Source organism: Thermotoga sp. KOL6, assembly GCF_002866025.1.
Taxonomy (GTDB): domain Bacteria; phylum Thermotogota; class Thermotogae; order Thermotogales; family Thermotogaceae; genus Thermotoga.
The window spans coordinates 200477-220468 of record NZ_LNDE01000001.1; the positions used below are offsets into that span (position 1 = coordinate 200477).

General features: G+C 38.0%; 15 protein-coding genes, 1 tRNA gene and 1 pseudogene. 9 read left to right on the forward strand and 8 right to left on the reverse strand.

Annotation, left to right across the window (positions count from 1 at the left end):
• Positions 1-30 precede the first annotated feature (30 nt).
• Positions 31-1041 (forward strand): acyltransferase family protein, encoded by a 1011-nt coding sequence (locus AS005_RS01015; protein WP_101510410.1) that lies wholly within the window; start codon positions 31-33, stop codon positions 1039-1041.
• 851 nt (positions 1042-1892) lie between these two features.
• On the opposite strand, the gene AS005_RS01025 is transcribed toward AS005_RS01015, so the two are convergent.
• The 4 genes from AS005_RS01025 to AS005_RS01040 are packed head-to-tail and all read right to left on the reverse strand — an operon-like array spanning position 1893 to position 6118.
• Entirely contained in the window at positions 1893-2807 is a 915-nt protein-coding gene (locus tag AS005_RS01025) for an RAMP superfamily CRISPR-associated protein (protein ID WP_101509841.1), read from the reverse strand.
• Positions 2804-3388, reverse strand: a complete 585-nt coding sequence (locus AS005_RS01030) for a hypothetical protein (RefSeq protein ID WP_101509842.1) — start codon at positions 3386-3388, stop codon at positions 2804-2806. The genes AS005_RS01025 and AS005_RS01030 overlap by 4 nt, the downstream gene beginning before the upstream one ends.
• Positions 3378-4013, reverse strand: a complete 636-nt coding sequence (locus AS005_RS01035) for a hypothetical protein (RefSeq protein WP_101509843.1) — start codon at positions 4011-4013, stop codon at positions 3378-3380. Before AS005_RS01035 ends, AS005_RS01030 begins: the two co-directional genes overlap by 11 nt.
• Complete coding sequence (locus tag AS005_RS01040; protein ID WP_101509844.1) at positions 4010-6118, reverse strand: hypothetical protein; 2109 nt, start codon at positions 6116-6118, stop codon at positions 4010-4012. The genes AS005_RS01035 and AS005_RS01040 overlap by 4 nt, the downstream gene beginning before the upstream one ends.
• 1169 nt (positions 6119-7287) lie before the next feature.
• Here AS005_RS01040 and AS005_RS01045 point away from each other — a divergent pair.
• A tRNA-Asn gene (locus AS005_RS01045) sits at positions 7288-7363 on the forward strand.
• Between the two features lie 1358 nt (positions 7364-8721).
• Complete coding sequence (locus AS005_RS08875; RefSeq protein ID WP_101509845.1) at positions 8722-8961, forward strand: DUF1566 domain-containing protein; 240 nt, start codon at positions 8722-8724, stop codon at positions 8959-8961.
• Here AS005_RS08875 and AS005_RS01060 read toward each other — a convergent pair.
• Positions 8935-9408 carry a flavodoxin domain-containing protein gene (locus tag AS005_RS01060; protein WP_101509846.1) on the reverse strand — a complete coding sequence of 158 codons (474 nt, stop codon included), beginning with the start codon at positions 9406-9408 and terminating at the stop codon, positions 8935-8937. The two genes, AS005_RS08875 and AS005_RS01060, sit on opposite strands and share 27 nt — an antisense overlap.
• Positions 9409-9426: 18 nt before the next feature.
• A complete protein-coding gene (locus AS005_RS01065) occupies positions 9427-9585 on the reverse strand; it encodes a tautomerase family protein (protein WP_199203792.1) in 159 nt (52 codons plus the stop codon).
• Between the two features lie 432 nt (positions 9586-10017).
• On the opposite strand from AS005_RS01065, the gene AS005_RS01070 reads away from it, so the two are divergent.
• Entirely contained in the window at positions 10018-10746 is a 729-nt protein-coding gene (locus AS005_RS01070; RefSeq protein WP_101509847.1) for a class I SAM-dependent methyltransferase, read from the forward strand.
• A gap of 58 nt (positions 10747-10804) precedes the next feature.
• On the opposite strand, the gene AS005_RS01075 is transcribed toward AS005_RS01070, so the two are convergent.
• A complete protein-coding gene (locus AS005_RS01075; protein ID WP_101509848.1) occupies positions 10805-11698 on the reverse strand; it encodes a restriction endonuclease in 894 nt (297 codons plus the stop codon).
• Positions 11699-11847: 149 nt separating this feature from the next.
• On the opposite strand from AS005_RS01075, the gene AS005_RS01080 reads away from it, so the two are divergent.
• The 5 genes and pseudogenes from AS005_RS01080 to katG all read left to right on the forward strand — a co-directional run bounded on the left by AS005_RS01080 (position 11848) and on the right by katG (position 18340).
• On the forward strand, positions 11848-12303 hold the full coding sequence (locus tag AS005_RS01080) for a PD-(D/E)XK nuclease family protein (RefSeq protein WP_101509849.1): 456 nt from the start codon (positions 11848-11850) through the stop codon (positions 12301-12303).
• Positions 12288-13034, forward strand: a complete 747-nt coding sequence (locus tag AS005_RS01085; protein WP_145998119.1) for a hypothetical protein — start codon at positions 12288-12290, stop codon at positions 13032-13034. Before AS005_RS01080 ends, AS005_RS01085 begins: the two co-directional genes overlap by 16 nt.
• A gap of 196 nt (positions 13035-13230) precedes the next feature.
• A pseudogene (locus AS005_RS01090) lies at positions 13231-14847 on the forward strand (DUF262 domain-containing protein); the annotation flags it as partial.
• A gap of 137 nt (positions 14848-14984) precedes the next feature.
• Entirely contained in the window at positions 14985-16037 is a 1053-nt protein-coding gene (gene corA, locus AS005_RS01095) for a magnesium/cobalt transporter CorA (protein ID WP_101509852.1), read from the forward strand.
• A gap of 110 nt (positions 16038-16147) precedes the next feature.
• Entirely contained in the window at positions 16148-18340 is a 2193-nt protein-coding gene (gene katG / locus AS005_RS01100) for a catalase/peroxidase HPI (protein WP_101509853.1), read from the forward strand.
• Here the strand turns inward: katG and AS005_RS01105 are convergent.
• Positions 18276-19919, reverse strand: coding sequence for a diguanylate cyclase (locus AS005_RS01105; protein WP_101509854.1), 1644 nt, complete (start codon positions 19917-19919; stop codon positions 18276-18278). The genes katG and AS005_RS01105 overlap by 65 nt on opposite strands.
• Between the last annotated feature and the right edge of the window lie 73 nt (positions 19920-19992).

Consider the following 19992-nt stretch of genomic DNA (forward strand, 5'->3'; position numbering starts at 1 on the left):
TCGATATTTATTTTATCAGAGGTGAGAAATGTGGAATCACTGAAAGGCCTTTTGATTCTTTTTGTTGTATCTGCACACGCCATAATGAGCGTCTATGAAGATCTAACTCCTTTTCTCCCTGTTTTACGATTCATGGGACCTTGCGTTTTTGTTTTCGTATATCTCTTTGGTTACTCTCAAGGAAAAGTGAAAAAGAATCCTCTGAAAATTTTGAAAAAAGCGCTCATGTTTTTTCTTTTTTATTCGTTTTGGGCGTCTCTTTCTTTTTTGCTGTACACAACGCTCGGTGGTAGATACTCCGAAGTTTGGACCACACAAAGAGTTTTCAATATAAATGACTCTCTTTTGAAAAAGTACCTGATCACTCTTTTTTCTTTCACAGGATCCTGGCAGTACTACTTTGTCTTTGTCTTCCTCGTCTTGGTCATTCTTTCGATCTTAATAAACAATCCTGTGAAAATTTTCCCGCTCTCATTGATTGGAGCCCTTTTAAATTCGGCTTTTGTGAGTTTTTGGTTTTTAACCAAAGACAAACTCTTACCTCCCATTGAAGGAGCTTTTATTACCTATCTTAGCCCTGTCCATTGGTCTTTTCCCTATTTGCTTGGATACAGAGACGCTTATAAGGGAGAGCGCCCCTCTTTGAAAAAGAGAGTTCTGTTTTTTTACGCGGTATTTCTTATAGTTGGTTCTTTGGAATATTGGAACGCGTATCGAAAATTTCATTCTCTTGTTGGAATCGATCAATTTTCTTTACTTGGAATCGCTCTTGGAATCTACAGTGTGGGCATCTTTTACTGGATTGCACAGAAGATGAATTTTCGCGTTTTGAGGAAAGTAGGAAGATATTCTTTCTTACTCTTTATGATACACATGCCGTTCCAATGGATGGTGTACGTGTTTTTAGACACTTTCATTGATCTTCCAAGATTTCTCTGGGTGATACTCATGGTAACATTTTCTGTGATGATGATGGATATTCTTTTGAAAATCTCTCGGCATCTTCCAAAAGCTGTAAGAAAATTGATCGTAGGAGTTTAAACCACCCCCTTGAAATCCCTCGAATCATATAGTACAATTATCCCTGGAGGTTCCGGCGTAGCTCAATCGGTAGAGCGCCTGGCTGTTAACCAGGTGGTTGCAGGTTCGAGTCCTGCCGCCGTTGCCATAGCCATCATTTTGTACGCGGTGGAATCATATCGACCTGAGATAGTTACTAAGAGATCTTTGAACTCCCAAGAATTTAACAAGTAACCCTGTATTCAATTCAATGGTATGCTCGTCGGCGAAATTTGGGCGAGCGTAAGCGAGTCACATATCCGCCTGTTATATGACCAGAACGGAGTGAGGGCGAGGAGCGAAGCGACGAAGCGTTGCGAAGAGCGGGTACTCATTTTACATCTACTCCTCTATTTCTTAATTCGCGTATTGCACCATCTAAATCATCAAATACTACAAGATGATTTCTGAACATACCCTTTTTTAGAACGACTTTTAATGCTTCGGTTCTTGGAGGACATTTCCCCCATCTGATAACATCCCAAGATATTCTTCCGCCACGATATATTTCTCTGCTGATAGACTCAATATTCTTAAATTTGTAAAATTTTTACAATACCGCGGAGAAATGTAATCAAAATACCATCATCTGTTATCGTGCTTTTATATCCAAATACATAACCAATATTTGGATCCGGAAATTTCATAATTCATATCCCTCCTGTAAGTTTGAATACCGAATTATTCCGCTCTGAGCAATGTCGCCTAACGTTCTGGGGGTATGCGAAACCCGTAATAGTTTGGGTGAGTGACGTCGAACCGCATACCCGCTGTTAAGTGACCCCGATAGGGGCAAGGTGCGAAGCACCGCAGAGTGCCCAAGTCTGCCGATATTATATATTGACTCCAACATCTACTTTACCAGCTCCTCTACTTTTTTGTCCACCTAATTCTCTTATATTATTTATTGCTGGAATTAGTACTTCTTCAATTAGAATTTTCGCTCTTTTTTTCTTATCAGTTTCTCTCCAACTTTCCAACCATTTATCAATTATCACACCATCAATCTTTCTTGCATCACCAAACTGTATTCCCTGCATTTCCAATACCGGTTCGGAGATTACAATGCTTATATTGCCCTTAAATACTGTTCCCGGTTTTACTTGTTCACCCTCAACTTTTGCACCAGGGGCTGCAGTCTCTGTTTTTCTATCAATTCTTATATTTGTCTGGTCTATTACACTACCCTCACTTTCAGGATAGAAATTGCTAAATCTCAAGAATCCCATTAGACCAGCAGATCCCATAAAATAACATACAGGACAGATTCCAACATTTTGATCATTTATTTTAGGAATCCATATTTTATCATTATCAACACCAATTTGGCACCCTGCAATTTCTTTGTTTCCCAATTTTGCCTTTTTTCTATATTTCCCCAAGTTAATTAACTCTTCCTCAGCCTTTGTCGGTCTCGGAGATGGAATACAGGGCTTTAGTAGATTTTTTTTATTATCAGGTATATTAAATAGCTGTGCAAATTCATCAATTTTTTCAATAAATAGCAACTCTAACTGATGTCTCAATGCTCCTTTAAAGCTTGTTGCCGGTATTACAGGAGTTCTATCCACTTTAAAAACAGCACCCTTTTTCTCAGTCAATGGAGATGGCGCTGCACCAATATGTAAAAAGCTATCTTCAGCAACCTCTATTTTTACTGGAAGCTCCAAGACTCTCATTTTTCCTTCTCTTTTCATTTTAAATTCCTTTTCTTCTCCACCAACTTCTATTTTCATTATCTCACTCATTCTATCACCTCCCAATATTTTGTTAATGAATCAATTTTCCTTACGAAATATGCTATTTCTTCTGAGGAAATTCCTGCTGTATAAAGTTCTTTAACATATTCGAGGACTTTCTCCAATGCTTTATTTCGTGGATAAGAGGTTCTTTTTATTTTATCAACAAAATAATGTTCAACGACAGAAATATCATATCTCTCAATAACTCTTCCATACTGATCCATATTAGGCAATTTACACTCTACCACGCCATACCACTCCAGCTTTTCAAATAATTGTTTTAAAAGATGTGGTTTACTTTCAAATGCTGATTTTAACCATTTTGCTCGTTGCTTTAGCTCCTTAATTCTATCGTGACGCCATCTATTAGATCTTCCTTCTTGATTCTCTATTTCCCTAATTCTGCTGTTAATTTTCTCTATAAATTCATCCTTCCTACCTTCATTAAATAATCTCTCCAGTTCTTCCCAGCTCCTTCCTTCAAAGAGTTTTGGAATAGGTTCCCTTGTATCCCTATCATATGGACTATCAAATATTTCTCTATCATTCAACACTTTTTTAAATACTTCATCCATCTTACTCATCATAGTATGTCACCTCCTCTAATAAAATCTCAGGAGCTTTTACTAAACTGCCGGGGAATAAAGCTCTTTTGTAAACACCCCCAATAGAAAACTCATCAGGTTTGAACAGATAACCATAAATTGGAGAAATCGGAGTAATTTCAAACTCTCCAGCCTCCTCTTCAAATACTTTAACTTTTAAAATTCCTTGTTTTACCTTTGATTCTATTTTCTCTATTTGAACAATTTTCGTTTTCCCAAATCCTTTACTCTTTAAAGCACCCATCTGAAATTCAGCATTGTTTAGCTCGTTCTTAAAACCTGCAACTTTATCATAAGGAATATACACTTTTGCCTTAATTTTTCCATTCACATCTTTTGATCTCAAATAACATGTGGTTATAGGAACTTTTGATATATTAAGAAACTTATCCCTAACAGAGTATGTAAATTCATCAAATTCATAAGTGTCTTCTTCAAAAAATCCAACAGCAGGAACTTTAATACCAAAATAGTGTTTTAATGCTCCCTCAATAGTAGAGGAAGGAATTGTAGTCTGACAAGGTCTAAATACGCCACCTTTGAATCTTTCACCAATGATAACAGAATCAATTTCCAGATGTAATTCAAACAATTTAATGCCATTCATTTCTTCTCACCCCTTAGAAGCTTATAAAGACTCAAGAATTTTGATGGCTTTATTCCTTTTGAAAATAATTCATAAATTTCAGGGTATTTCTTCCTATTATTAAATATCTCAACAGACATATGAATCTCAGATCCAATCTTTTCCTCTAATTGAGCTAGTTTATGTAAAAACGAACTTGAAGTCTCTGTATTGATAACTTTATCCATGATAATCCTTAATTGCTCTTTTGCATACTTTTCAACAAATACTTTATGATATCTAATATTCAAGAAATTCTTATTACCTTCTTCAAAAAACCTCCAATGCTCTCTTATTGGATACTTAATATTAGCGATGCTCAGGGACAAACTTATAAGGGATTTCTCATCACTGGCACAATCTGGGAAATACTGCTCAAAGAGATTAAGGAAATTCTCAATAACCCTTTTTGTTAATTCCGGAGAATATTTAAATACACCCAGCTCGTCATATTCAGCAATTGGTTTTTTAACATCTTCTATTCCATCAAAATTTTCCCAGAACTTTTTCAGCATTTCTTTATAGTCTTTATTGAAATCTACCTGTAACGCAAGGGGTCTAAATTCATCTTTTAAAACATTTCCTTGCCTGAAATTGTAACTGTCAACATACTCTCCAAACGCCTTTTGCAGCCATTTTTCTAATTTATTTTGATCCAGAGAAAACTTAAACCAGCAAACTTTGACATTCTCTTCCTCCCACACAGTTGTATACTTTCTAAATGGTTCACCTAGGTCTCTTATTTCCTGACATTTATCGCAGATCCACTCCCTTATGGTTTCTTTTATTCGTTCTACTCCTCTCCTCTGCTGGCATATATCGCAAATAGGTGGATGTATTTCATCTGGAAGTTCGGGCATAAGATATTTTTTGTACACTTTGGTGCTTCTATTGTTTAGAACATTAAGTCGCTTCTCAAAATCTTCTTTTGGCTTTTTCTTACATTCCTCCCATTCTTCATGTTCTTCAACACATTTTCTTGCTTGCAGGGTTTTTTTATCCAATATTGAGCTCAATATTCCTAAATCAGTAAAAGTTTCCTCTACTTCTATGTAAAAACCCCAGTCCAGAAGTGGTTTGAGAATATTATTTAAGTCTTGATTTAATGGAAGAAACAAAGTGATAAAATCTGAAGTTGAAAATATAACCTCATCCTTATATTTGTTTGAAACAGAATTTATTAATTCTTCTCTTTTTCTGAGCAAGTTTATATCCTGTAATCTCACAAATGAGTGTGGAAACTTTATCCAGCATTTTACTATCCTTGCCTGCCATTTACCTTTATCAACATCTATGTTTCCAGTGGTTCTCTTACCACCCTCAGCCTCCTTTATTTTCTTTACCTTATCGCCGGAATACTCAATAGAAATAGAACCGTCTGCTTCCTTTACTAATCTTGTATTTTTCTTTAATACTCTAAAAATTTTACCCACAAGTTCAACATGTGTATAAAGTGATGTAACATTTCTTGGAATTGATTTGTCTTCAGGAGTAAGCAAAAGGTTTTCTTTGTATTTGTTTAAAAATGCCTCTCCAGATTGACAATTTTCAATTTCATCAAAAAGAGTCCTCAAATCATCTGTTGTTTTAAACGCAGCCCAATATTTTCCTTTTTGCTCCTCTCGTTGATAGAAATTTTTATTCCATAGCTTTAAGACTCCATCTTGAGGTGCCTGTTTTCTTTCAAGTTCTAAAGTTGCTCTTGAAACAGAAGATGCCAAATGATCTGCAAGTACGAGCAAAAATAGGTTGTATTTGTCTTCTTCTGAAGGAGTGTTTCCTAAAGTATCTTGCAAATTCCAATTGTTAATGTCTATTTCATTAATGCTTATGTGTACCCCCTGTTTTTGTTTTCTACGATCACAATCTACCCATTGGTTGGCACGATTATCATAACAAATATGGTGATATTGCCCCCACCAGGATGGAGACGTTGGTTGTGTAATTCCAAGATTTTGAAAATTAAAGTTAATGAATACATGACCTCTCCATGAATTTCCAAATTGATTTTGTAATCTATCTTTTACTTGATCATCAACCAATTTTCCAATATCGTGCAACTCGGGAATGAACTTTTTATCTACCATTATTTATTACCTCCATAAAGGCGGGCTTGGGCATTTCACTTAACGGTTTGGGGATATGTGAAGTCGCCGAAGGCGATTTGGGTGAGGGCTGAAAACCCGAACCAGATACCCGCTTGTTAAGTGAGGGCGTAAGCCCCCAGCAACCCGAAAGGTTGCGAGAGTGCCTGCCGTCGCCAGTCATTTTAGGATCCTTCTTATAAGTTCCAACATTTTGTGACCAACTCCATAATAAATCTCATCAGGCATACAATATCCAAACGACTGATGTAACTTTTTTTGTTGTAATATCCTATCTAGTCCTTACTCACCTCTCTTACATCTCTCGGTGTCGCAATCTCCTTCAAATACAGACATTCGTACTTGTACGTCCTTCGAAACCTCTCCATATATATGTTGTCTTTGTATCCTTTATTACCGTAACTCGCCTTTGAAAGTACTTTTACCATTCTCGTCCATAAATGCTCATAAATACTCTAAAAAATCCCTACTTAAAAATTGTTCCCCTATCATCTTTTCTTCTTTGATAGCTTCAATTTAGGTCTTTGTTTTAAATTCCGGTGAGTAGTTCTTCTTCTACCCATATGGCCCCCTTATTCACTTGGTATTTTAACTTATACCCCGGTACAACTTCCGAGGTTCACCTCAAATTGTATCACCATTTCCCCAATTTTATTGCACCTGAAGCTTAAACATCAAACATACAGATTCTAACTTTGAGTGTGTGTAAAATAAATGGATAGGAGTGTCAAGAGTGGAAGTTAAGAAGCTACTTGAACTTTCCAACTTTCTGTCATTTCGAGTCTTTCCCACCTATGTCATTTCGAGCGAATGTGAGAAATCTGGTATTGGCGTGTGGCTGGTAGCTTGTGTCACGTAGAAGTGTGGCAGGTAGCGGGTAGAATAAGATTTCTCCTCGCTAACGTTCGTCGAAATGACAGAAGAAGGGAGTGCTTGTTGAAATGACAGGAGAGGGGAAAAACTCGAAATGACGAAGGAGAGACCTCGAAATGGCAGAGGGGAAGGGCTCATCGAAATGATGGGAGAAAGGACGCGGAATGGAAGAAACTAAGGTATCATCCATTTTCTTGACAGAGACCGAGGGGCGAAAGTAGTTGACATGTTCTACACCTTGTGCTAAAATACAATTCGAAAGGTGGGGATTTAGAGGTTCCGGCGTAGCTCAATCGGTAGAGCGCCTGGCTGTTAACCAGGTGGTTGCAGGTTCGAGTCCTGCCGCCGGAGCCATTTTCTTTTTTTATAGGCTAGGCCGTTTCAAACTCTTTTAAAGTGTCTTCAATGAAGCCTAACCGCACCCGCCCCGAAAAGGAAAAGTTTTTTGAAAATTTGACTTTTTACTTTTCTTTGCTATATATTATTATGTGATCTTAAACGATGATAAACTCTGACAGGTTAAAAAGGAGTTAAACCTATGATGAAAGGTTTTCCTGAAATAATGACCCTTGAGGAGACCGCAAAATAGTTAAAAATTTAGGAAAATCTACCCTTAAATGGCAAGGGAAGGAAAAATCCCTGCTGTTAAAATTGAACCTAGAAGAAATAACAGGGTTATTGTCAAGATTCCATACAATCAGGAATTGGTAGATAAAATAAAGACAGAGAAAATATTAGGAAATTCCGTATGAAGAAGGTCTAATATCAAAGCTTAAAGCGAAAATCTTTCTATTGATCCATATAAGAAGGAGGAATTGACATGAATTAAAGAAATAGGAACACTGAAAGAGATGTTTTAGGTCGAGAGGTAAAAGATTTGAGCAGCACTCCCTGGTGGGGTATAGACAGAAAAGAAATAGAATGGTGGTATCCATCAATCAATTATGATAAATGTGCAGGCTGTGGTATATGTTTTATAAGTTGTGGTAGGAGAGTTTTTGATTGGAATATGGATGAGGATAAACCAATAGTAGCACGGTCATACAATTGTATGGTGGTATGTTAAACATGTGCGAATTTATGCCCTTGTGGAGCTATTGAATTTCCAGATATATCGGATATTAAAAAATTGATTGCAAAAGCTAAATTGGTTAAAAAGGCATTTGAGATTCTAGAACCCATAAGGAATAAAGAAAAAATAAACATAAAACAAACTCAAATGAAACCAAAAATGGAAAATGATTAAATGTCGCCCGCAACTCTCCATTTCGTTTCGGTGCTATCGCACTCGAACAACAGGCGGGTATTTGGTTTTGTACCTTCAACATCTCACTTAAATCTTTCCGCAACTTCTATAACCATGCTATCAGTTCACAGCTTATGAACGGAGAGACTTCAGGTACTCACTTGGACGTTGTCTGAAATTCGGATCGGCGGCTTTTAAAAAAGAGGTGGAAAAATGAAAGTGTTGATATTAATGATTCTATCCTTTTTACTAGTGGTGGGGAGTGCAAAGGGTAACTCGGGGGGTAACGGTCTTAATATCATATAGTTGATACCAACTAGAACCTTTGTTTCGATACAGTCAAGGTAATCCCATGCCCGGATCCAGGAAAACCCTTTTATGGACAGGATGTCCAATATCAAGGTAACCAGCCATGTTATGTGGACAATGGGAACGGTACCGTTACCGATTTGGTAACTGAACTAATGTGGACAAAAAGTCCGAACTGGAATGGAGATGGGGTAATCAATGCCTGACTTATTATGAAGCCGTTGAATCCATGAAAAAGTTAAATGAAGAAAGATACCTGGGATACGATGATTGGAGGTTTCCCACAATAAAGGAATTGTACTCTCTCATAGACTTTTCCGAAACAGACCCAAGTGGATACGTGGGCAAAAAGGTGCTAAAGTGGAACCATTTAAGGCCCCTTAAGGGTGTGGATTAACCTCTCAAGCTCCTCGGCAAAAACCCTTGCTTCCCCTTCCAGCCTTTTTCTGACCTTCACCCTTTCCATGAGGACTTCCTTCCCGTATATCTCCTTCATCTGCTTCAGGCACTTTCCCGGCCTCCCAGCACACGTGACAAAGAAAACGGCGTTCTTTATCTTTTCCCGATTTTGAAGGAGGTAGGTTCTTATGGCCGGCGTTAAACGGCCGTTCCACACAGGAGTGCCTACAACAACGAGGTCATATTCTGATGGATCCTTTGAGAATGTTATCTCGGTGGTCTTCTCCATTGTAGCGTCGTATCCAGCCCTTAAAAAGCCCAGAATTCCCTTGCGGTTCTTATTATCCACTACTTCATCGAGGTCCGCATTCAGGATCTTCCCGAGTATGTCAGCTGCTTTTCTCGTATGTCCGTCTCTGGAGTAAAAAGCAATGAGTATCTTCATTCGAATCCCCCCGATTCATTATTTCCTCCTTTTTGCTATGATATCAGACAAAAGTTCGTCGTCAACCCCAACGTTTTCAGAATCTGCCTCATGGATTATCACGCTTACGTGGTGCACCTTGTAGATCTCCCTAACGACCTCTGTGATCCTCTTCACGAGATTCCTTTTGATTTCCACGTCTACCCTTGGGCCCTTCAATTATCACGGTCGGCATGGGGAATCACTGGTATAAGTTTGTATCGAAGCTTAAAAAGCTTTTCAAAACGAAGAGGTTTCGTGAGAATTTTTCTTAACCTGAAAAGGATCCTGAATGATAAGGTAGATGCTGAATTTCTTGAGGGCGCCCCTTGCTCTTTATCATTTCTATTTCCGGTTCGTCCCTGAAGGTTCGCAAAGTTTCATACGAGTGAAATCATTTTCTTTTTTTATAGGCCGTTTCGAGGTCATTAAAAGAATCTTTCTGAGTTATCTACTTTAAAGAAATGCCCCTAATCTGTCCCTGTTTGTAACAATTCAATATAAACGAGCTGATTTTGATCATTGTTTTTGTCAATACTACCGCATCCAGTATAATTGCAGTGACAACAATAAACATCGAAGGTGATAAACATGGGTGTGATGAACAAAATACCTATTGAAGGCTTAATCTGCTTGGAAGCTGGAACGGGTGCAGGTAACATGACACGCTACCTTGTCGAAAGAGGAGCAAAGTTAGTTTATTCAATTAGTAACAATCAGGAACATCTTGATTACGCTCAAAAAAGGCTTCCCAAAAGATATCTCGAAAAGGTTGAGTTCATCAAAGCAGATTTGAGAAAATTGGACTTCTTGAAAGAAGGGGAAGTCGATCTTATTACCGCTCACATGCTTATTAATGTTGTCACAGCCGTGGATTTATTTTTCATATTCAAGGAATTAACAAGGGTAGCAAAAGATGGAGGAATAATGGTGATAAACGACTACAACCCCTTATCGAGCTATCGATCAGAGAGATCCCATCTCGTGGAGAAAATTTTTAAGATCGAAAATGCTGTCTCCTACCTCGTAGATGGTAAGCCTGCATTGGTATGGTATCCATTCAAATATGTTACTGATTTACTTGAACTTTTAGGCTGGAAAATCGAAAGTGTAGAGTTGATGTACGATAAAACACCCTGGAACAAAGATTTGCTCGAAGAACACCTCGAGATAATAGAAGAAAAATGCACAAAAATTAGCAACGAAAATCTGAGAAAAGCCTTACTGTGTGAAGCATTCGAAACCTTTAACCAGATTGATGAGGAGAAAGTAATATACGCAGGTACCATCTACAGCATCAAAGCAAGGAAAGGAAAATAACACAATGCTGCCTAACACCAAAAGGGGTCAACTATCAACTATTGTCGACAACGATATATCATTCTTCCGTGAAATAATCCAAGTCTATTTTTTTAATTTCATACGTTGCTACAGTGGAAACCCCCACGTTATATTCGATCATCAAATCGGCCAGTTTTTCACCATCTATGAGTATAATTTTGCTATCTATTTTGGAAACATACTCGATTGCAGACTTTGAAAAACTTGACGTCGTTATGAATACGCCTTTTTTCGCCCTTTGACCATGTAATGCCCCCACGAATTTCTGGATTTCCGGCCGGCCCACCGGATTGTTCCAACGTTTTGCTTGTATATAAATAATGTCTAATCCTAGCCTGTCTTCTTTTATAATTCCATCGATTCCTTCGTCACCCGTCCTTCCAATTGCCTTTCCTGCCTCTTCTCTCGAACCTCCATAACCCATCTTGACCAAAAGATCCACAACTAATTTTTCAAAAAAGCTTGGAGAACAGGACATTACTTTATCTAATAACTGTGCCACCAGCTCTTTACGCAATCTCTGATAACCTATGGCAATCAACTCTTCGGGAGTATTTTTGCTTGAATTTGATTCTTCCTTTGAAATTCCTCCCTTTTTTCTAAATTCAATAAATTCTGGAAATCTCAATAAATATTTGACATCAATCTTCTCAGGAGGATTTTTCAAAACCTCCAAACCTCTTTCTGTGATTTTGAAATAACCACGCCTAGTGGTGCAAAGCAATCCAGCCTTAGTTAAATATACCTTTGCCCATCCTACTCTACTTTCAAAGATAGTTTGTTGCCCACTGGGCAACATTATCTTTCTTTCCTCTTCAGTTAAACCGAATTTCCCCGCAAGATAATCTATTGCCTCTCTTCTACTGTGCTCTTTACCATCACTCGCAAACTCCAACAAAGGTAGCATTATAGTTTGGTAATCGGGAATCATACATCTCTACCTCCAGAGATTTTCCTAGCATTCCCTGTTAATAATACTAACACACAACGTTTGGCGAACAACTATTTTTATGTTGTATACTAATACACAGTTCAAGAGAGCAAAACGATGAGTGTGAGGATTTACGGTGGGGAGATCAAATGAATAGCAAACGAAATCAGTCAGAAAGAGAAGCTTTAGAAAAATTCATCTCTGACAATCCCGAACTAGAATTGTTAGAAGAAATCATCGACAGATTCAATATCTTTGCAGCGTTGAATATAGTAAATTATGAAATAAGATATTCTGCTTTCCTATCGTGGTTACTGAATCCCCAAGAGAATCATGGCCTAAGAGATTATTTTTTAAAAATTTTCCTTAAAAAGTTGATCTTAAAAGCTTCTATATTGGGGATGGAGAGAGTTTCGGTTTTTGACATAGACAGCTGGGATTTGGACGATACAGAAGTACTACGAGAGTGGCGAAACATTGACATATTAATAAAACACGATGAACGAAAGTTCGTGTGTGTAATAGAAAACAAAATGTACTCAAAAGATATAAAAGGATTATCAACAGCGAGTATTCATCGTATAGAAAAATGTTTGTTTATTTAACTATTGAAGGGAACATTCCATCCGATAGCGACTACATTCCTATGAGTTACAACGAAATAATCTCGCTAATAGAAGATCTCATAGAAAGAAAAGAAGAAAAGATCGGCCCAGAAATATTGATCTTTATAAAGCATTACAGAGATATGTTAAGGAGGTATATTGTGAGAGAATCTGAAATTCAAGAATTGTGTAGGAAAATTTACCAGAAGCACAAAAAGGCACTGGACTTAATCTTTGAATACAAATTGGATGATCTATTAGAAATATCAAGAATCCTGACTGAGATGATCGAGAAAGATGAAAATCTGATTCTAGATTCATCGAGCAAGTCCTATATAAGGTTTATCTCAAAGAATCTAGATTTTATTCCAAAAAAAGGTGAAGGATGGACAAAATCAGGAAGGATTTTGTTGTTTGAATTCCAGAATTTCAAGGCAAGATTGTCATTGAACTTGATCATCGGTCCCGGTCCAAGAGAAATCAGAGAAAAACTCTACGACAAAGCATGCGAAAAACCACAGTTGTTTAACGGGATCGCCAAAAGAAAACTAACCTCTCAATGGTTTACTGTCTACTCCTGTTTATTCTTAAGAAACTACGAAGATAAAAATCTTGAAGAAATAAAAAAGATCATCGAGGAAAAATTCGAAAAATTCAAGAAAAACGATCTTCCCCGCATTGAAAAAGAAATAAAGGTGTTGGAAGTAGAATTTCAAGATGAATCTCCATAAAATTACAAACAGAAATGTCCAATGAGAACAACACAATTTGATACTTTATTTAATTTAGTCAAGAAGTGATAACATGCACGGATTACCGTTTGAATCAAGAAATATCAAAATCTCAGGATTAGTAGATGATATCAGAAAGGGAATAATTGCTCTTCCCGACCTTCAAAGACCTTTTGTTTAGGATGCAAAAAAGGTTAGAGATCTTTTTGATTCTCCCTACAACGGGCTTCCCATAGGCACCATTATTCTATGGAAAGTTAGGGATGCAGAAAGTTTCAAAAAGATCAATTTAGAAGAGAACACAGTACCGGAATACTTGGTTATAGATGGACAACAAAGGTTAACATCGCTCTATTCAGTGATATACAACAAGCCTGTTTTGACGAAGAATTTTAAAGAAAAACCGCTGAATATCTCGTTCAATCCCATAATGGAAAAATTTGAAGTTACAAACGCAGCTATAGAAAAGGATCCAAGATGGATAAAAAACATAAGTGAGATACTACTACCTGAAAATTCAACTTACAAGGTGATCCAGAAATATCTGAGAGATCTTAAATCAAAATTGAGTGACGAAAGATACGATGAGGAAATCATAGCATCAAGAATAGAAAAATTGAGAAGAATTCTATCATATCCTCTCAATGTTATAGAACTTTCTCATACCCTAGATCCCGAAACCGTTGCAGAGATATTTGTAAGAATTAACAGCACAGGGAAATCTCTCAACCAGAGCGATTTCATTCTGACTCTTCTTTCCTTATACTGGAATGAAGGGAGGAAAGAGCTCGAAAAATTCTGTGAATCGTCAAGGATGTTCCCAGAAGATAACACAAGCTCTTCATACAACATAATAGGCATTAAGCCAGACCCTGAGTACCTGGTGAGAGCAACTGTGGGATATTCCTTTAGAAAGGGAAGACTGAGATACGCATATTTAATACTGAAGGGAAGAGATTTTGAAAATAAAACGATCTCTGAAAATTTGAGAGTTAAGAATATAAACCTCTACAAAGAAGGTCATCAAAAAGTTGTGAATCTAACGAATTGGCATGACTTTGTAAAAATAATTTACAGTTCTGGATTTGTCAACGATCGGCTGATAAATTCCAAAATAGCATTTTTTGTTTCCTACACCCTTTACCTTATCGGAAGATACGATTTCACAATTCATCACAAGGAGTTGGAATCAATAATAAGAAAATGGTTCGTCTTTTCTGTTCTGACGCAAAGGTATAATACATCAACCGAAACCTTAATAGAACAAGATTTTTCATCTCTGAAGAGTGATTTTATAGGAGATCTCAAGAAAATAATGGATGCAGAACTAACTCAAGATTTTTGGGGAATTACTCTTCCAGAAAGGCTCAATTCCTCCTCGATAGAGAATCCTGCGTTCAGGGTTTATACAGCAGCTCTTGTTTACAATGATGAGAACGTATTCTTGTCCGACATAAAATTGAGAGATTACTTAAGCCCTGCGGTTAAAAACGTTAGGAAAAAGATGATAGATCTTCATCATATATTCCCAAAAGCCTATCTGAAAAGAATAGGTTACAAAGAAAATAAGTTGATAAATCAAGTGGCCAATCTTGTTTATATAGAATACAAAGACAACTTAGAAATAAGCGACAAGCCACCCTATGAATATTGGAAAGAAATAACAAAATTTTATCCTGAAGATAAGATCGAAAATCACATAAGATCTCACGATATACCCAATGGGTTTTGGGGAATGACCTATGAAGAATTCCTTGCTGAAAGGCGAAAGATGATGGCTGCAAGAATAAGAAAATACTTCACCAAACTTTGAATATCACACCTTATATATTCTTTACAGTCCGATCAGTGCGGAAAAGATCAAGAAATGATTGACAATTATATTGAACATGGTGCTATATTACTCACAGTGAGTATGTTTTTTATTCTTAACAAAAGTGAGGTGAGAATATGAAGAAGAAAAGACGTTCAATAAAAACAGGGTTGCCACCAGGTACCCCCGTATACACAGGAATCGTAGAAAGAGAGACGGAGATTTCCATTATAGAGTACGATTCAGAAAATTATCGTGAAATGAAAGTAGAAAACATCGAAGAGAGTTTTCTTCACAAAAGCAAATCAACTGTTTCTTGGATAAATGTTGTAGGACTCTCCAACACAGATATTATTGAGAAGATCGGAAAGAATTTCCAAATACACCCACTTGTGATCGAAGACATCTTGAACGTCCACCAACGTCCTAAGTTAGAAGATTACGGAGATTACATATTCATTGTTCTGAAAATGATAACTTATGACGACAAAATTCATGAAATCGAATCCGAACAGGTAAGTGTGATTCTTGGTGACAATCTCGTTCTCACGTTTCAGGAGAAAAAAAGTGATGTTTTTGATCCTGTGAAAATTCGTATAAAGAACGACAAAAGCTTGATAAGAAAGATGGGGGCAGATTATTTGGTTTATGCTTTGATCGATGTCATCGTTGATAACTATTTTGTAGTTCTCGAAAAAATAGAAGAAGAGATAGAGGATCTCGAAGAAAAGGTCCTGATCGAACCAACCCCTGAGACATCCCAAAGAATCCACAGAGTTAAGAGAATCCTGATCGATTTTAGAAAAGCAATTTGGCCATTGAGAGAAGTTCTCAGCAATATTGGAAAGATAGAATCCAATCTGATCAAAAGTGCATCTTTATATTTCAGAGACGTGTACGATCACACGATTCAAGTTATAGATACTCTCGAAACGTTCAAAGAAATGGTGACCGATCTTTTGGACGTTTATCTGTCCAGCATAAGCAACAAAACTAACGAAATAATGAAAATGCTAACGATAATAGGGACAATCTTCATTCCGCTCACATTCATCACGGGGATCTACGGAATGAATTTCAGGTACATGCCAGAGCTCGAATGGAAATATGGCTATCCCACGGTCTTAGTCGCAATGTTTGTTATAGGAATATTAATGGTGTTATACTTTAAGAAGAAAAAATGGTTGTGAGTTCCAGGGCGGCAGAACTTGTGTGATTCCTTCCTTTTGCTTCATCCTACCAAGTGTACCTCCCGTACATCGAGTCCTGTCGTCTTGTGAAAATTCAAGGAGGCGACATTATGGAAAAGGCAAAATCCAGAAAGAGATGGATTACAGACTGGTGGCCAAACAGACTAAACCTGAAGATACTGAGGCAAAACTGTCCTACATCGAATCCGTACGGTGAAAGTTTCAACTACTTCAAAGAGGTCCAAACACTCGATGTTGACGCGGTAGTAGAAGATTTAAAGAATCTGATGAAGAATCCACAAGATTGGTGGCCTGCAGACTTTGGACACTATGGACCCCTCTTCATCCGACTTGCTTGGCATAGTTCGGGAAGTTACAGAATATACGATGGAAGAGGAGGAGCCAGAAACGGTAGTATCCGTTTTCCACCGCGAATAAATTGGCCGGACAACATAAACCTCGACAAAGCCATAAGACTACTTTGGCCTATCAAAAAAAAGTATGGCAAGAAACTCTCGTGGGCAGATTTGATCGTTCTAGCAGGAACTGTGGCATTGGAAGATATGGGTGTCAAGATCCTCGGATTCTCTCTTGGAAGAGAAGACATCTATGAACCCGATGAAAGTCCAGATTGGGGTGCTGAAGAAGAAATGCTCACGGGTGAAAAACGTTTCGATGGTAAGGAACTCAGAAAACCCTACGCGGCAACAGAAATGGGTTTGATTTACGTTAATCCCGCAGGACCCGGAGGGAATCCTGATCCTGTTGGCTCTGCGAAAGAAATAAGACTCGCTTTTGCAAGAATGGGGATGAACGATGAAGAGACCGTTGCTCTGATTGCAGGTGGACACTCCTTTGGGAAATGTCATGGAGCTGGGCCCAGTAAACATCTTGGACCAGATCCAAGTTCTTCTCCCATAGAACAGCAGGGATTGGGTTGGAAGTACGATTATGGAAGCGGAAAGGCCTCACACACTTACACATCTGGTTTCGAGGTCACATGGTCTTCAACCCCGACGAAATTCGGTTTGCAGTATCTTCAATTTCTCTTTAGATACGACTGGGAACTGGAGAAAAGCCCAGACGGAAAACCACAATGGGTAGCGAAAGACGCCCCAGAAATAGTACCCGATGCACATGATCCCAACAAGAAACACAAACCGAGAATGTTGACAGCAGACCTTGCTTTGAGGTTCGATCCCATTTATTCCAAGATAGCAAAAAGATTTCTCGAAAATCCTGATGAGTTCGAAAAGACTTTCGCAAGAGCCTGGTTTAAACTTACACATAGAGATATGGGGTCGAAATCATGTTATGTCGGCCCTTACGTTCCAAATGAAGAATTCGTTTGGCAGGATCCTCTACCAAAGCTAGATTACGAGCTAATTGAAGAGAAAGATGTTGAAGAACTGAAGAGAAAGATTCTAGAGTTCGGATTAGGCATATCCCAGCTTGTGTACACAGCTTGGTCCTCAGCTTCAACCTACAGAGATTCAGACAGAAGAGGTGGAGCAAACGGAGCCAGATTGAGGCTTTATCCAATGAACGAATGGAAAGTGAATCATCCTGAGGATCTGAAGAAAATAATCGAAATCTACGAGAAAATTCAGCGAGAATTCAACGAAAAGCAAGAAAAAGAAGGAAGCAACAAGAAAGTTTCCATAGCCGATTTGATCGTCCTTGGGGGATGTACAGCTGTAGAAGAAGCAGCTAGAAAAGCGGGATTCGATGTGAAAGTTCCTTTCACATCCGGCAGGGTGGATGCAACACAAGATCAGATCGAAGTAGAGTTTTACAAAGAAATCGAGCCTTTCGCTGATGGTTTCAGGAATTATTTCAAGAATCCAGCGGAATTCGATGAGAGCGATGTCTACACAACACCAGAATACTTCCTCGTGGACAAAGCTAACCTTCTGACGTTAACAATACCTGAAATTGTGGTACTCGTTGGAGGAATGAGAGTCCTGGGTGCTACTTACAAATATCAGAATTATGGAGTTTTCACAGACAAACCTGAAACGCTTACAAACGATTTCTTCGTGAATCTTCTTGACATGGGAATCGAATGGAGACAAGCAGACGATCATCGATACTTGTTCGAAGGGTATGAGAGAAAAAGCGAGAAGATCAAGTGGAAAGCAACGAGGGTTGATCTAGTTTTCGGACACCATGATGAATTGAGAGCAATCGCGGAAGTCTATGCGGGTGATGATGCGAAAGAAAAATTTGTCCACGATTTTATAAAGGCATGGGATAAAGTGATGAATTTGGATAGGTTCGACTTGAAATTCGGAGGGAGGTAAATGCGTTCATTGTCCTGAATCGATACTTTTTTGGTTTTTTTTTCATCTTGTACATAAGGTTATCCACTACTTCTAGAGTTTTCGCGAGAGATCCTTGGAATTTTGTTATTCCGTAGGAAAATGTGGGACGTGAAGGATGAGAGCAGTTGAAATCGTCGAGTATCTTCTGAAATATTCCGTGTGCTTTCTTCGTATTACAATTTCTCAAAACCACCAAAAACTCGTCGCCCCCCATTCTGATTATCAAATCGGAGCTTCTTATGTTTTCTTTTATTTTCTCCACAAGAAACCTCAGAATCTGATCTCCTACGTCATGACCATACACATCGTTTATCTTCTTGAAATCGTTTATATCTATGAAAACAAATGTATCATCGTCGCTGAATTGTACCTCTGTTAAGATCCCTCTATTGTAACCCCCCGTCAGAGGATCTATAAGGCTTTTTACGTGATCAACTGTTGCCTTGACATACATTTCTTTGTACTCGTTCACGAGAAAGTAGACGAGTCCAAAAAACATACCAATTACTCCGTAATTAGAGATGAGTTTCGATTCAATGGAAAGAGAGAGCACCATTCCATCGTGAAGTATACAAAGCGAGAAGAAAAAAGCGGCACCAGATAGAATTTTTGAGTAAGAAGCAAAACTATCAATCAGCAAATAAATACTGTCTACAAACAGTAAAATTGAAACAGTACTCGTTATTTTATCCAAAGCAACAAAGTCTCCGGTTATCCATACAATAATTCCTGATGTAAGGTTCAAAATCGCAAGAATTCTACCTACCTTCCTCATTTTTCCAAACAAAATCCTTTCGATTCCAACGATCAAAGCCGACAAACCAAGGTAAGCGGAACTCACAAGAAGTTTTCTGAAGAATAAAAGAAAATCCGAACCACCAACATCGATGAAATCCACTAAATCGAACATCCAAACAGCAGACAGAAATCCAGCAATAGCCAAATGAATGTAGTTTATTCTCTTTCCTTTGTGTAGGGATAAAGCTATTATGAGAATTATTGAGGATAAAGCTATAGAGAAACCGATGATCATCGGTGAAACGGTGTTGGTTAAAAACAATAAAGCGAGGTACCTCGAAAGATTCGAACGATCGATCAAATAAGCGCTTTCAATTCCTACTTCGTATATTCCACTGAGTTCAATGGAAAGCTCCCTGACACGGTTGGGTAACTCAAAAAACACGGGACGATACCAAAAATGTCCCGAACGCTTTTCTTCAAGACCCATTGCTCCGATTTTCAAGTCGTTCGCATAAACGGCCAAATACGAAAAATATGCCTGCGGGATGTAAAGGTATCTTTTTGAAGATTCAAACGCTTTTTCAGGGAGATTAGCTTTTATCAAAATCTCAATGGGTGTTTTGGAAACCAATCTAAAACCTGTGTTCAGATACCTAGATGTATTGATTGAAGATCTGAGTACTCTCCAAGTTTGTATTGGATATCCTCCCTCAGGATGCATCGTGTACACGAACAGAAAAGCCAACAAAACGAACACTGAAATTCCTGCTATCAAAGAAACAATGTGATATCCGACATGATACAAAAATTTTTTCAATAACACCACCTCGTTGGATGAAGAAACATCCTGAAAACAATTATAACAGTCACCGTAATATTACAGCTGGTTC

Coding starts and splice junctions, on each gene's coding strand:
- AS005_RS01035 (WP_101509843.1), bottom strand. CDS start 4,013: ATGAATGGCATTAAATTGTTTGAATTACATCTGGAAATTGATTCTGTT.
- AS005_RS01085 (WP_145998119.1), top strand. CDS start 12,288: ATGTTTGTTTATTTAACTATTGAAGGGAACATTCCATCCGATAGCGAC.
- katG (WP_101509853.1), top strand. CDS start 16,148: ATGGAAAAGGCAAAATCCAGAAAGAGATGGATTACAGACTGGTGGCCA.
- AS005_RS01080 (WP_101509849.1), top strand. CDS start 11,848: ATGAATAGCAAACGAAATCAGTCAGAAAGAGAAGCTTTAGAAAAATTC.
- AS005_RS01040 (WP_101509844.1), bottom strand. CDS start 6,118: ATGGTAGATAAAAAGTTCATTCCCGAGTTGCACGATATTGGAAAATTG.
- AS005_RS01060 (WP_101509846.1), bottom strand. CDS start 9,408: ATGAAGATACTCATTGCTTTTTACTCCAGAGACGGACATACGAGAAAA.
- corA (WP_101509852.1), top strand. CDS start 14,985: ATGAAGAAGAAAAGACGTTCAATAAAAACAGGGTTGCCACCAGGTACC.
- AS005_RS01075 (WP_101509848.1), bottom strand. CDS start 11,698: ATGATTCCCGATTACCAAACTATAATGCTACCTTTGTTGGAGTTTGCG.
- AS005_RS01030 (WP_101509842.1), bottom strand. CDS start 3,388: ATGATGAGTAAGATGGATGAAGTATTTAAAAAAGTGTTGAATGATAGA.
- AS005_RS01025 (WP_101509841.1), bottom strand. CDS start 2,807: ATGAGTGAGATAATGAAAATAGAAGTTGGTGGAGAAGAAAAGGAATTT.
- AS005_RS01070 (WP_101509847.1), top strand. CDS start 10,018: ATGGGTGTGATGAACAAAATACCTATTGAAGGCTTAATCTGCTTGGAA.